Raw genomic sequence first — 13,454 nt, 5'->3', positions numbered from 1 at the left:
TCGTCGTCGCCAGCAGCGCCGCCGCCCTCGTTCAGTGAGCGGACTTATAAATCCACCCCACCAAACAAGTCAACACAGCAATATCAAAAAAATCAAGAAATGTGACAGATCCCTGATTTTAAAAGGGAATTTGAGATTAATCGTACAGATTAACGGATTTTAACGACTTTCGCCGTGCAAACGATAAGTGGGGTTAGCCTTCCCCTATATAGGGTTTCCATTTCGCAATTAAAGGACGCGAGCGACCTTGCGGATATCAGTCGGAAGACGGGCTGAAACGGGCGACCAGGGCATGGGCATTGCCAGGATAGGTGAAGCGCACATAGGTCACGGCACCGGAATTGCTCCAGGTACGACGCTCGACCACAAGACAGGCCTGCCTGTCGGAGATGCCGAGCAGGCGCGCGATCTCCTTCGACGGCGCCTCGGCGCTGATCCGATGTTCGGCAGTGCTCCACGGAACATGGCCAAGTAGCCAAGGGCCCGGCGCAATTTCGGTAAAATCGGTTTCAGCCGCTTCCGGCACGGCCGTCAGACTGATGAGACGCTGCTCGACACAAAATTCGCGCGCACCGGCGAAATGGATGCAGAGAATCTCGAGCAACGATGTGCCGACGGAAACGTCGAGCCGCTCACGATCCCCGCTTTTGGCGCTGCGCCCTTCGCGCTCCAGGATCTTGAAGCCATATTCGAGGCCAAGGGATTCGACTTCCGCCCCGATGTCATGAATTTGCAGAACGGCAGACTGGATCTGAGGCTGGCGAACGAAACTGCCGGATTTCTTGCGGCGTTCGATCAAGCCGGCCTTGGCGAGTTGGCCCATGACCTTGTTCACCGTCATGCGCGAACAGTGATACTGATCGGCGAGGTCTACCTCGAAAGGCAGCCGGTGGCCCGGCGGCCATTCTCCCGAAACGATCCGGCCCTCGATGTCGCTGAGGATACGCTGGTGCAGGGTTTGCCCGGCCGATGCTTTCATCACGTCCGCAATGCCTTTCCCCACTGGCTTTTTCCCGTTTCTGCCGAGCCCATATCAGCTATCGAGAAGTTCGGCCATGACCTTGTTGAAACGATCGGATATTTCACGACGGTGGATATGCCGGCCGGCTTGCACGCGCTTTTTGCCGCGCACCCAAACGGAATCGACGCCAACACCACCCGCAAATATCCACTGATCGAGAATCTGGGATATCGGAAGATAAGAAACGGCGGAAACATCAAGAGCGACAAAATCCGCACTTTTCCCGCTTTCCAGACCATTTGGCGACGCCAGAGCCCTGCCGCCGCCTTCGAGCGCCTGCCGGAAGAGTTTTTCTCCCGTGGAATGGCCGGCATCGGCGATGACATTACGTGCCCGATGCGAGAGGCGTTGTGAATATTCGAGGGTTCGCAATTCTTCCGGCACGGAAATCAGGATGTTGGAATCGGATCCGACACCGTAATGGCCGTTTTCGCCAAGGAAAGCCGGAGCCGGGAAGATACCGTCCCCGAGATTGGCCTCGGTGATCGGGCAGAGACCGGCCACGGCACCGCTTTTCGCCATACGCCGCGTTTCGGTTTCCGTCATGTGTGTCGCATGGATAAGGCACCAGCGACCATCGACCGGCGCGTTTTCAAGCAGCCATTCCACCGGTCTCGCACCGGAAAAAGCGAGTGAATCGTCCACTTCCTTCGTTTGTTCCGCCACATGAATATGGATCGGCCCACCCTTTGCCAGCGGCTCGATGGCTGCCAGCTCGTCGCCGGTTACGGCACGCAGGCTGTGTGGCGCAATGCCGAGGACCGCACCCGGCAATTTGTCCGCCACGGCCTGTGCGCCCTGCATCAGCTTTCCATAACTGTCGAGCGAATGGATGAAGCGTTTCTGCCCATCGATCGGAGTCTGGCCGCCGAAACCGGAATGGGCGTAAAAGACCGGCAGCAAGGTGAGACCGATGCCCGTCTGCGACGCGGCCGCGCCGATGCGTTCGGCCATTTCGGCGATATTGCCGTAATGCGAACCGTCCCTGTCATTATGCAGATAGTGAAATTCGCCGACCCTTCCGAAACCGGCCTCCAGCATTTCCATATAAAGCTGGGCGGCAACGGCCTCGACATGGTCAGGCGTCATGGAGAGCGCGAATTTGTACATGACGGTGCGCCAGCTCCAGAAACTGTCGTCACCCGGGCCGCGGATTTCGGCAAGCCCGGCCATGGCCCGCTGAAAGGCATGGCTGTGGAGATTGGGCATGGCTGGAACGATGACGGCGTGACGCTCATCCTGCGGCTGCGGGGAAACACCGGTTTCGACGGATGAAATAACGCCGTCATCGCAGATGATGCGAACATCCTTCGCCCATCCACCCGCCAGAAGCGCTGCGCCCGCGTGAATTGCCGTCATGCCACCCTCTCCTTTGGTTCTGTCCGGCAAGGCTATTTCAAACGCGAAATTGCAGCTTGCCAAGCCGATTATTATGTATATACATTTAACTCACAAAGGAAAGGCGAAAAGCAAATGCCAGGGAACAAATCTGCAAACGGAACGGCGACGGGGAACGCCACGGCTTTGTGGCGCAACGCCCGGCTGGCAACCTTCAACCCCGACATGGATGGCATCGGCGCCGTCGAAAATGCCGTGATTGCCGTACGTAACGGCCGCATCGCCTTTGCTGGTCCTGAAAGCGATCTGCCCGCCGATCTGGCGACAGCCGATGACACCACCGATTGCGGCGGCCGCTGGATCACCCCTGCCCTGATCGACTGCCACACCCATCTTGTCTTCGGCGGCAATCGCGCCATGGAATTCGAGATGCGGTTGAACGGTGCGACCTATGAAGAGATCGCCAAGGCCGGCGGCGGCATTGTTTCTTCGGTGCGCGATACGCGCGCGCTTTCGGAAGAGGTTCTGGTGGCGCAGGCGCTTCCGCGTCTCGACACCCTTCTTTCCGAAGGCATTTCCACGGTCGAAATCAAATCCGGTTACGGTCTCGACATCGAAACCGAACTGAAGATGCTGCGCGTTGCGCGCAGGCTTGAGACATTACGGCCGGTGCGCATCGTCACCAGCTATCTCGCCGCACACGCGACACCTGCAGACTATAAGGGCCGTAACGCCGATTATATTGGCGACGTTGTTCTGCCGGGGCTGGAAAAGGCGCATGCGGAAGGACTGGCGGATGCGGTTGACGGCTTTTGCGAAGGCATCGCCTTTTCCGTTGCGGAGATCGACCGGGTTTTCAAGGCCGCAAAACAGCGTGGCCTTCCGGTCAAGCTGCATGCGGAGCAGCTTTCCAACCTTGGCGGTTCCGAGCTTGCGGCATCCTATAATGCGCTGTCGGCCGATCACCTGGAATATCTTGATGAGGCCGGTGCGAAGGCACTGGCGAAAGCAGGAACCGTGGCCGTGCTTCTTCCCGGTGCCTTTTATGCGCTGCGCGAAAAGCAGCTGCCGCCGGTACAGGCACTGCGCGATGCCGGAGCCGACATTGCGCTCGCAACGGACTGCAATCCCGGCACTTCGCCGCTCACCTCCCTGCTGCTGACCATGAATATGGGCGCCACGCTTTTCCGCATGACCGTGGAAGAGTGTCTGACGGCGACGACACGCAATGCGGCAAAGGCGCTCGGCCTGCTTGCGGAAACCGGCACGCTGGAGGCCGGAAAATCGGCTGATTTTGCCATCTGGGATATCGAGCGTCCGGCCGAGCTTGTCTATCGCATCGGTTTTAATCCGCTCCATGCCCGTATTTTCAAGGGACAGAAGGTTTCCCCATGACCATAAAAGCCATCACCCTTCATCCAGGCGCCGTGACGCTTGCCGAGCTTTCCACCATATACTGGGAAAACGGTACGGCGAAGCTCGACCGCAGCTTCGATGCCGGCATTGAAAAGGCAGCAGCTCGCATTGCGGAGATTGCTGCCGGCAATGCGCCGGTCTACGGCATCAATACCGGTTTCGGCAAACTTGCCTCCATCAAGATCGACGCGGCCGATGTGGCGACGCTGCAGCGCAATCTCATCCTGTCGCATTGCTGCGGGGTCGGCGCACCGCTTCCTGAAAATATCGTGCGGCTGATCATGGCGCTGAAGCTGGTTTCGCTCGGCCGCGGCGCATCCGGCGTGCGGCTGGAACTGGTGCGGCTGATCGAAGCCATGCTTGAGAAGGGTGTCATTCCCGTCATTCCCGAAAAGGGTTCGGTCGGCGCTTCCGGCGATCTCGCGCCGCTGGCCCATATGGCCGCCGTGATGATGGGCGAAGGCGAGGCCTTTTATGAGGGAGCGCTTCTGCCCGCCGGCCAAGCGCTTGCGAAAGCCGGATTGACCCCGGTGGTTCTGGCAGCCAAGGAAGGGCTTGCACTTATCAACGGCACGCAGACCTCGACGGCGCTGGCGCTCGCCGGTCTTTTCCGCGCCCATCGCGCGGCACAGGCGGCGCTTATCACCGGCGCGCTTTCCACCGATGCCGCCATGGGGTCGTCTGCACCTTTCCATCCCGATATTCACAGCCTGCGCGGCCATAAGGGCCAGATTGACGCGGGAGCGGCGCTTCGTAATCTACTGGATGGTTCGGAAATCCGCGTTAGCCACATCGAGGGCGACGAGCGGGTGCAGGACCCTTATTGCATCCGTTGCCAGCCGCAGGTGGATGGCGCCTGCCTCGATCTTCTGCGGCAGGTGGCCCGCACACTGGAAATCGAAGCCAATGCCGTAACCGACAATCCGCTGGTGCTTTCAGACAATTCCGTCGTCTCCGGCGGCAATTTCCACGCGGAACCGGTTGCATTTGCCGCCGATCAGACGGCGCTTGCCATTTGCGAAATCGGCGCGATCGCCCAGCGTCGTGTGGCGCTTCTGGTCGATCCGGCCCTTTCCTATGGGCTGCCGGCCTTTCTTTCCAAGAAGCCAGGGCTGAATTCGGGCCTGATGATCGCCGAAGTCACCTCTGCCGCGCTGATGAGCGAGAACAAGCAGATGGCGCATCCGGCCTCGGTCGATTCGACGCCGACCTCCGCCAATCAGGAAGACCATGTGTCCATGGCCTGCCACGGTGCACGACGTCTGCTGCCGATGACGGACAATCTCTTCGCCATCCTTGGCATCGAGGCGCTTTCGGCCATTCAGGGTGTGGAGTTGCGCGGGCCGCTGAAAACCAGCCCCGAATTGCAGAAGGTGATTGCCGCGCTGCGTGCCACGATCCCGTCGCTGGAAGAAGACCGTTATATGGCGCCGGACCTGAAGGCGGCGGCAGAGCTGATCGCTTCCGGCGCTCTGGTCTCGGCAATTTCGGGCGGCATTCTGCCGAAGCTGGAGGTTTGAGATGCGTGTCTTTGACATCAAGGAAGGTTCTTCGCCGATCATTCTCGGTTTGCCCCACACCGGCACGGATGTGCCGGCGGATATCTGGCAACGCCTGAACGACAACGGCAAATTGCTGGCCGATACCGACTGGCATATTCACGAGCTCTATGCGGATCTGGTCCCAGAAGCGACGACGGTGCGTGCCACCTTTCATCGGTACGTGATCGATGCCAACCGCGACCCCGCCGGGGTGAGCCTTTATCCGGGCCAGAACACAACAGGGCTTGTTCCGGAGACCGATTTCGACGGCAAGCCGATCTGGAATGAAGGGCAGGAGCCCACTCAGGACGACATCGCATACCGTCTGGAAACCTTTCACGCGCCCTATCACGCAGCGCTTGCGGCGGAAATCGAACGAGTCAAATCCATTCATGGCATTGCCATTCTCTATGATTGCCATTCGATCCGTTCGCATATTCCCTTCCTGTTCGAAGGCAAGCTGCCGGATTTCAACATCGGCACGGATATGGGCGCAACTTGCGACCCCGCGATCGAAAAAATCGCTGTCGAAGCGACCGCCGCTGCAGAGGGTTACGACAGCATCCTGAACGGTCGTTTCAAAGGCGGCTGGACGACGCGCCATTACGGAAAACCGCAGAGCAGCGTGCACTCCATCCAGATGGAGCTGGCGCAGTCCACCCATCTTCAAAGCGAGACGCCGCCTTTCGCCTATGACGCGGGCAAGGCCGACCGGCTTCGCTCCCATCTCAAAACCATTCTCACGCGCATGGAAAAATTTGCGCTCGACACGAAACGATAAGGGGAAAACACATGAACAATCCACGCCATAATATTCGCGATGTTCGCGCGCCGCAGGGCACTGAGCTCAATGCCAAAAGCTGGATGACGGAAGCGCCGCTGCGCATGCTGATGAACAATCTCGACCCCGATGTCGCCGAGCGCCCGCATGAGCTGGTGGTTTATGGCGGTATCGGCCGCGCCGCCCGCACCTGGGACGATTTCGACCGCATCGTCGCGACGCTGAAAGATCTGAACGAGGATGAAACCCTCATCGTGCAGTCCGGCAAGCCGGTCGGTGTATTCCGCACCCACAAGGATGCGCCGCGCGTCCTGATCGCCAACTCCAACCTCGTGCCACACTGGGCGAACTGGGATCACTTCAACGAGCTGGATAAGAAGGGTCTTGCCATGTACGGCCAGATGACGGCCGGTTCGTGGATCTACATCGGTACGCAGGGCATCGTGCAGGGCACCTATGAAACCTTCGTCGAGGCCGGCCGCCAGCATTATGACGGCAACCTGAAGGGCAAGTGGATCCTGACAGGCGGTCTCGGCGGCATGGGCGGCGCACAGCCGCTGGCCGCCGTCATGGCCGGCGCCTGCTGCCTTGCCGTCGAATGTGATGAAACCCGCGTCGATTTCCGCCTGCGTACCCGTTATGTCGATGCGAAGGCGCATACACTCGATGAGGCGCTGGCGCTGATCGACCAATGGACCAAGGCGGGCGAGGCGAAATCCGTCGGCCTGATCGGCAATGCGGCGGAAATCTTCCCGGAACTCGTCCGTCGCGGCGTTCGTCCCGATATCGTCACCGACCAGACCTCGGCGCATGATCCCGTCCATGGCTATCTTCCGGCCGGATGGACCGTTGCCGAATGGCGCGCCAAACAGGAAAGCGACCCGAAGGCCGTTGCCGCCGCAGCGCGCGCCTCGATGAAGGTGCATGTGCAAGCCATGGTCGATTTCTGGAACGCCGGCGTTCCGACGCTCGATTACGGCAACAACATCCGCCAGGTCGCCAAGGATGAGGGGCTGGAGAACGCCTTTGCCTTCCCGGGCTTCGTGCCGGCCTATATCCGCCCGCTGTTTTGCCGTGGCATCGGCCCGTTCCGCTGGGCGGCCCTGTCAGGTGATCCGGAAGACATCTACAAGACCGACGCCAAGGTGAAGGAACTGCTGCCTGATAACAAGCATCTGCACAATTGGCTCGACATGGCGCGCGAGCGCATCGCATTCCAGGGCCTGCCGGCACGTATTTGCTGGGTCGGCCTTGGCGACCGCCATCGTCTTGGGCTTGCCTTCAATGAAATGGTCAAGAACGGCGAACTGAAAGCACCTGTTGTCATCGGCCGCGACCATCTCGACAGTGGCTCCGTCGCCTCGCCCAACCGCGAGACCGAAGCCATGAAGGACGGCTCGGACGCCGTTTCCGACTGGCCGCTCCTCAATGCGCTGCTCAACACGGCATCCGGCGCGACCTGGGTTTCGCTGCATCACGGCGGCGGCGTCGGCATGGGCTTCTCGCAGCATTCCGGCATGGTCATCTGCGCCGATGGCACCGACGATGCGGCCCGCCGGCTGGAGCGCGTGCTCTGGAACGACCCGGCAACCGGCGTGATGCGCCATGCCGATGCCGGTTACGACATCGCCGTGGAATGCGCCAAGGAACAGGGCCTGCGCCTGCCCGGCATCCTCGGCAATTGATCCTGCCACGGCCGGAAATGGAGAACACCGTTTCCGGCCGATCTTTCAAAAGTGGACAACCATGACCCTGCTGCGCGCAAGCGACTACAAGCGAATGCCCTGGAAAAACGGCGGCGGCGAGACCGTGGAAATCGCCATCTTTCCGCCAGGCTCTTCCGTCGATGATTTCGACTGGCGTATCAGCATGGCGACGGTCGCAAGCGACGGGCCGTTTTCGATCTTTCCCGGAATAGACCGCACCCTGTCCATTCTTGAGGGAAACGGCATGGCGCTGGCAATTGCGGCCGCCGATCCACTGATGCTGACCGTGGAAAGCCAGCCCCTGCCCTTTCCGGCCGATGTTCCCGTCAATGCGATCTTATCCGACGGCGCGATCACCGATCTGAACGTCATGACCCGCCGTTCGACCTTTCGCCATGTCGTCAGGAGGCACTCCGGGCCGTTTTCGGGAAAAACAGGCGGCAACACGACACTTATCCTGGCACTCGATCCGCTGACGGTTTCCACCGGTGACGGCAAGGAGCAGCTGGGGAAGCTGGATGGTCTGCTGATCGAAGGCGGCTTACCGTTCACAGTCGAAGCAGATCAGAGCGAAAGCGCGTTTTTCCTGATCACGCTTGAGCGCCTCTGAAGCCGTTCCAGAAAAAGGCTTCAGAGTTCCGTCCCGATGATGCTCAAACTGCTGCCGCTCAATCCAGGCCCAGCGGATCAGCCACCCGTGGCCAAAGCTCGAGGCTCGCCTTGCGATAGGGCGTTTTTGCCGGATCGGTCGGATAGGATGTCGGGGCCGCGAAATAAACGATCTCGGAGGCGACCGGCGCAAAGCCGGCATGGAAATGGTTGGTCGACTTGACCAGCAGCACGTCTTTTTTCGCGAAATCGATGCCTAGATTGGAAAAGATATCCGGCTCATAAGTCTGCGTCCGGCTGGTAATGAGGATGATATCGATCTCCGTGCCGAGCGGCCGCACGACAGCGGCGCGGCCGAGTGTTACGCGGCTGTTGCGGAAACTCTGCCAGCCGGCCTCGGCCGTGCGCATCACCTTTATACGGAAATCGAGCGGTTCGCCGCCTTGCGGGCTGGATTTTCCGCCGATGCGCAGGTCAATCTCGGCACCCTCCCCCGCCGCGTGACAGAAAGACACGGCGATCGGGTCCCAGATCGTCGCAACAGCGAAATTGTCCATGCCGCGGTCCACCATGCGCCGCAGAATATGGGTGGCATCACCGGCGACACCGCCACCCGGATTGTCCCAGATGTCCGATACGACGACCGGCTTCTCCTGATTGCCGCTGCGAATGGTGAGAACCCGGTCGAGACCCGTTTCCGTATCCAGCATCGGCATGGCGGTCAGCTTGCGCATGGCATAGAGCTCGCGGCCGAGCTTTTCAGCCAGCGCCTCACCCTTTGCCCTGTTATTATCGGTGACGACAACGATGCGCGTTCCCATATCCGGTACGTCACCGGCCATGAAACCGTGAATGACCGAAATCGACAGGATGCCGTCCCTGCCCTCCATCACCTTCAGCCGGTCAACATAAGAACGCATCGGCTCGCGGCTGGTGGGATAAATAGTGATCATGCGGCAATCGAAAGTCGAGATGACCGGTTTGATCTCTCCCCGAAGCGTGCGCAGCGCCATCTCCACCACATGTTCGCCGCGCTCTTCGAAATCCGTGTGCGGAAACTCCAGAAACGTCGCCATGATGTCGAGATTTTTGACCCGGAGCGCCGTCAGGTGACTGTGGGGATCGAATTCCGCCGCGATCAGCACTTCCGGTCCAACCATCGCGCGGATGCGGGAGAGGAAATCGCCTTCCGGATCGTCATAACCCTGCGCCACCATGGCTCCATGCAGGCCAAGGACCACGGCATCGACGGGCATGGCGGCGGCGAGTTCGGCAAGAATCGTGTCCCGCAGCGTTTCATAAGTCTGGCGCTGGATAAGTCCCGCCGGTTCCGCCCAGCAGGAGGTTCCCTCAATCACCGTGAACCCTTCCGCCTTGCCGCGACGACGCAGGATCGGCACGGGCGACGAGCAGAGCGTCGGCGTTTCGGGATGCTCGCCCGGCCCGGCATAAAAAGCCGCACGGAAAGCGTCCATATCCGTCGGTACGGGTGAAAACGTGTTGGTTTCAGTGGCGAGCGACGCCGTGAAGATGCGCATATTTCCAGATTCTCGTTGCCGGTATCTGCATTTTCGCAGCTTCCGATTCCAATTTAATTAGCCGGGTAACTTTACCAGACGGTACCGCGCGCTGTGACCTTCTCAACGCGTGTTACGACACCGTTTCGATGGAAAACCATCCTGTCGAAAAGATTGCTGACGACGCAGGTGTGGTTCGGCACGACCTTTACCACATCACCGATTTCAGGCCGCCCGGAGGCGCAGCCGGACAGATCAACGACGGCGTGTTCTTCCGAAAGCGAGACGATTTTTGCGCCCTCATAACCTTCGATCAGCCCATAATCGCTGAAACCCAGGAGATCCGAGGTCAAGGCCTTGGATCCGCTGTCCAGCACCGCCCGATCGGCCGTAGGCCTCGAAACGACGGTGGCGAGAACATGCATGGCGAGATCGCCGGCCGTGCAATGTCCCGCGCGCAGCATGGCGCGATCATTATAGACATAGGTGCCTGCCCGATGTTCGGTCGCGGAAGGAACGAGATGGGCGGAATAAAAATCGGGCGAACCGCCGCTGGAACGGACCGGGCAGTCAATGCCCCTTGCCGCAAGCAACGCCATGGTTTTGCGAAGGAAGTTTTCCACCGTCTCGGCCCCATCCGGTGCCGGATAGGTCAAAATGCCCTTGAATCTGAGGCCCGGGGCCGCAACAATCTTTTCCGCAAGCGCCAATGCCGCTTCCGGCGTCTGCACGCCGCAGCGCTTGCCGCCCGTATCGCATTCGACAAGCACGGCAAGCGGCATTACTGCCTCGAATGTATCGGCAAGACCGGCAATCGTGACCGCGCTATCGGCAACCACGCTCAGCCCGCCGATGCGCGCATTCAACGCCTTCAGCTGCGAAAGCTTTGCTGCACCGAGAATATTGTAGGTGATCAGGATATCATCGAAACCGGCATCCGCGAAAACTTCCGCCTCACTGACTTTCTGGCAATTAATGCCGATCGCACCAGCCTGCAGCTGCTGTTTTGCGATAGCCGGTATCTTGTGCGTCTTGATATGCGGCCGGAAAGCCTTACCGTGTTCATCCAGATAGGATTGCGCCCTGAGGATATTGGCACTGAGCCTATCCTCGTCAATGACGGGCATTGGCGTTGAAATCGCATTGAGGGGTGTGCCCGCATCAGGCCAGGGATAGGTCATCATCTACTCTCAAAAATAGGCAAATTGGGCTTCAAGCCAGCGGCTTATAAGCGATAACGTCCATTTCCACCTTGGCATCGACCATCAGCGGTGATTGCACGGTCGAGCGCGCGGGTGGATGATCGATGAAATATTTCTGGAAAACGGCGTTGAAGCTCGAAAAATCCCGCGCATCATCCAGCCAGACATTGACCTTGACCACATCGGCAAGCGTACAATCCGCCAGCGCCAGAACATCCCTGATATTCGCGACCACCTGCTCGGTCTGCGCCACGATGCCGCCGGTCACGACCTCGCCATCAACAGTCGGCACCTGCCCCGAAACATAAACGAAATCACCGGCGCGAACGGCCTTGGCAAATGGCCGACGCTGTCCGCCGGCCTGACTGTCCGCCGTCTCGTATCTTACCAGTTTCTGTTTCTGCATTGGTCCTCGCAAATTATTTTCATAATTTCAGAAATTTACAGGGTTTATAGCCTCTTTTATGACGAACTTCCATAAGCTATGTAAACTATTTAGCAATCGCGGACATTACCCCGCAAAGACGGTCTCGGTCTTTTACCCCAGTTGATTGCGGGAATACGCACTTTGAAGGCAAAAAGCGGTACTTCACCAAAGAACGTTCGTTGCTATCGTGCGGAAAGCCCACGCGACATTCATCAGCCGCCTCGAATCCGCGAATTCGGCCTCCAATGAATAGTCAGCACATTCATTCAAAGAAAAAGTTTGCCGCGGCTAACATCAAAATCAAGAGGCGCCGAGAATGTCTGTTATGACGGCACCTCTCGCTATGGTCGATTCTTCGGCCGGATCAGCCCTGTGCAGCAACCCGATCATTCGCGGTCACTCTCCGCGTAATCTCCCGCGCGATCTTCTGTGCCTGCACACGAATATCCGGAACAGCGGTTATCTCCCAGAACCGGCCTGCCGTCAGCGCACCCGCGGCGAAAAGACCGGGCCAGCTTCGTCCGTCCGTCCGCAGCAAATGGGAGTGGTCGTCAACCTCGACCCCGAGCCCGAAAGGGTCCAGTGAAATAACACCCTCGCCGCACATGGCTTCAAGAAGCCGCGAATGACCGATGCCGGCCCGCTCCATGCCCGTGCAATTGACGACCCAATCGACCTGAAGTTCCCTCACCACTTGTGTATGTCTGCGGCGGTAGCGCACGGCAATCCCCTCCTCCCCTTCGTCTATGGACCGGAGGTAACCCGCATGAATTTCCAGAATGCCGTCCGAGAGCAACTTCTCGAAAGCACCAGAGACCTCAGGCGCGATGCGGTGCCGATGGATATTCCACCAAGGCAAGGCATGCCGAAGAAACCGGCTGCGCTGCGCAGGTGTAAGGCGTTGCCACAGCAATTGTGTTTTCGGCCGCAAACCATCCATAACGGTGCGCCACGGTGCGCCATCGCTGACCTGTTTGCGTAAAGACTGCAGCAACAGGCTGATCTCCGTCGAGCCATCGGGCAGATCAGGCTCCGTGGGGGGAGCAGGCGGACTGACATGCGGATGCGGCACCAGGCCGCGACGGGATAGAACATGGATCGGGCCTTGATGCCCTTTTCCCCGCAGGGTCAGAACCTGATCGATCATCGTCAGACCCGAACCCAGAATACAGATGCGATCTCCGGCCTTGACTTTGGACAGCCATCCCGGCTGCCAGCAGTGACCGATGATACGTTGTGGCCCCTCTTCCTCCCTCGCGACAGTTTGCACCGGCAAACTCGCCGCGCCGACACCGAGACACAAAACGACATTCTGCGCGCGCAACTGCTCGCCATTCTCCAGAGCGAAAGAAAATCCACCATTGCCATCCGGGCGACAGGCCGAAGCCTTGGCCCGAACGAAATCCACCCGCGCCCGTTGCTCCCTACTTCTAAGCAAACCCGCCAGCCTGTCGCGAAGATAAAGACCATAGTCTCCACGCGAGGCGAACAGCAGAGGATCCTCCGCTATCCCATTTTCCGCCAACCAGTCGACAAAATCACCGGGGCGGTCAGGGAAGACACTCATTCGCCCGGCTGGCACATTCAGCCGATGATAGGGAAGTTCGGTACGATAGGCGGTGCCGCGCCCGAAATCCGATTCATCGCCCACGATAGCGATCGAGGCTTCCGCCGGCAGGGACGATAAAAGATGAGCGGCGGTACAAATGGCCGAGAAACCCGACCCGACGAGAGCGACATCATAGGACATTCATTCCTCCAACCTGCGACAGCTTGAACAGCCAGACGACGGGCGTCGAACCCAACGATACTCTAGTCAATGAGTAGAGATTAAACATCCGCGAATGTCCACCCTTCACTTTTTGCCGCGGGATGATCGGATGTGCAGTGGGTCAA

11 protein-coding genes are annotated in these 13,454 nt (G+C 59.2%); 5 read left to right on the top strand and 6 right to left on the bottom strand.

All coding sequences use genetic code 11. The annotated features are described in order from the left end of the window. Window positions 1-256 precede the first annotated feature (256 nt). Both hutC and V6S97_RS16440 read right to left on the bottom strand, forming a co-directional pair. On the bottom strand, window positions 257-979 hold the full coding sequence (gene hutC / locus V6S97_RS16445) for a histidine utilization repressor (protein ID WP_162690449.1): 723 nt from the start codon (window positions 977-979) through the stop codon (window positions 257-259). Window positions 980-1,033: 54 nt separating this feature from the next. Beyond that, window positions 1,034-2,380 (bottom strand): formimidoylglutamate deiminase, encoded by a 1,347-nt coding sequence (locus tag V6S97_RS16440; protein WP_111782355.1) that lies wholly within the window; start codon window positions 2,378-2,380, stop codon window positions 1,034-1,036. Between the two features lie 114 nt (window positions 2,381-2,494). Here V6S97_RS16440 and hutI point away from each other — a divergent pair, with 114 nt between their 5' ends. The 5 genes from hutI (at window position 2,495) to V6S97_RS16415 (ending at window position 8,413) form a co-directional block, all read left to right on the top strand. Further along, entirely contained in the window at window positions 2,495-3,754 is a 1,260-nt protein-coding gene (hutI, locus tag V6S97_RS16435) for an imidazolonepropionase (protein ID WP_099086305.1), read from the top strand. Further along, window positions 3,751-5,295 carry a histidine ammonia-lyase gene (gene hutH / locus V6S97_RS16430; protein ID WP_003505803.1) on the top strand — a complete coding sequence of 515 codons (1,545 nt, stop codon included), beginning with the start codon at window positions 3,751-3,753 and terminating at the stop codon, window positions 5,293-5,295. Before hutI ends, hutH begins: the two co-directional genes overlap by 4 nt. 1 nt (window position 5,296) lies before the next feature. Further along, window positions 5,297-6,097: an N-formylglutamate deformylase gene (gene hutG / locus V6S97_RS16425; protein WP_111792684.1), complete on the top strand. Its 801-nt coding sequence runs from the start codon at window positions 5,297-5,299 to the stop codon at window positions 6,095-6,097. An 11-nt stretch (window positions 6,098-6,108) separates the two neighbouring features. Continuing rightward, complete coding sequence (gene hutU / locus V6S97_RS16420; protein WP_060726987.1) at window positions 6,109-7,782, top strand: urocanate hydratase; 1,674 nt, start codon at window positions 6,109-6,111, stop codon at window positions 7,780-7,782. A gap of 61 nt (window positions 7,783-7,843) precedes the next feature. Continuing rightward, entirely contained in the window at window positions 7,844-8,413 is a 570-nt protein-coding gene (locus V6S97_RS16415) for a HutD/Ves family protein (protein WP_111792685.1), read from the top strand. A 58-nt stretch (window positions 8,414-8,471) separates the two neighbouring features. Here the strand turns inward: V6S97_RS16415 and V6S97_RS16410 are convergent, their stop codons facing one another. The 4 genes from V6S97_RS16410 to V6S97_RS16395 all read right to left on the bottom strand — a co-directional run bounded on the left by V6S97_RS16410 (window position 8,472) and on the right by V6S97_RS16395 (window position 13,308). After that, a complete protein-coding gene (locus V6S97_RS16410; RefSeq protein WP_112357023.1) occupies window positions 8,472-9,950 on the bottom strand; it encodes a M81 family metallopeptidase in 1,479 nt (492 codons plus the stop codon). Window positions 9,951-10,021: 71 nt separating this feature from the next. Continuing rightward, entirely contained in the window at window positions 10,022-11,110 is a 1,089-nt protein-coding gene (locus V6S97_RS16405) for a D-TA family PLP-dependent enzyme (protein ID WP_111792701.1), read from the bottom strand. 31 nt (window positions 11,111-11,141) lie between these two features. Further along, window positions 11,142-11,537, bottom strand: a complete 396-nt coding sequence (locus V6S97_RS16400; protein WP_020009231.1) for a RidA family protein — start codon at window positions 11,535-11,537, stop codon at window positions 11,142-11,144. Window positions 11,538-11,922: 385 nt separating this feature from the next. Continuing rightward, on the bottom strand, window positions 11,923-13,308 hold the full coding sequence (locus V6S97_RS16395) for an FAD/NAD(P)-binding protein (RefSeq protein ID WP_111792687.1): 1,386 nt from the start codon (window positions 13,306-13,308) through the stop codon (window positions 11,923-11,925). Window positions 13,309-13,454 lie beyond the last annotated feature (146 nt).

Source organism: Agrobacterium sp. CCNWLW155, assembly GCF_036888815.1.
Classification (GTDB): Bacteria; Pseudomonadota; Alphaproteobacteria; order Rhizobiales; family Rhizobiaceae; genus Agrobacterium; species Agrobacterium radiobacter.
The sequence above is the reverse complement of the archived record's forward strand: the minus strand, read 5'-3'. Positions and strand labels throughout refer to the sequence as shown.

Coding starts and splice junctions, on each gene's coding strand:
- hutH (WP_003505803.1), top strand. CDS start 3,751: ATGACCATAAAAGCCATCACCCTTCATCCAGGCGCCGTGACGCTTGCC.
- V6S97_RS16395 (WP_111792687.1), bottom strand. CDS start 13,308: ATGTCCTATGATGTCGCTCTCGTCGGGTCGGGTTTCTCGGCCATTTGT.
- hutG (WP_111792684.1), top strand. CDS start 5,297: ATGCGTGTCTTTGACATCAAGGAAGGTTCTTCGCCGATCATTCTCGGT.
- hutC (WP_162690449.1), bottom strand. CDS start 979: ATGAAAGCATCGGCCGGGCAAACCCTGCACCAGCGTATCCTCAGCGAC.
- V6S97_RS16405 (WP_111792701.1), bottom strand. CDS start 11,110: ATGACCTATCCCTGGCCTGATGCGGGCACACCCCTCAATGCGATTTCA.
- hutI (WP_099086305.1), top strand. CDS start 2,495: ATGCCAGGGAACAAATCTGCAAACGGAACGGCGACGGGGAACGCCACG.
- hutU (WP_060726987.1), top strand. CDS start 6,109: ATGAACAATCCACGCCATAATATTCGCGATGTTCGCGCGCCGCAGGGC.
- V6S97_RS16410 (WP_112357023.1), bottom strand. CDS start 9,950: ATGCGCATCTTCACGGCGTCGCTCGCCACTGAAACCAACACGTTTTCA.
- V6S97_RS16440 (WP_111782355.1), bottom strand. CDS start 2,380: ATGACGGCAATTCACGCGGGCGCAGCGCTTCTGGCGGGTGGATGGGCG.
- V6S97_RS16415 (WP_111792685.1), top strand. CDS start 7,844: ATGACCCTGCTGCGCGCAAGCGACTACAAGCGAATGCCCTGGAAAAAC.
- V6S97_RS16400 (WP_020009231.1), bottom strand. CDS start 11,537: ATGCAGAAACAGAAACTGGTAAGATACGAGACGGCGGACAGTCAGGCC.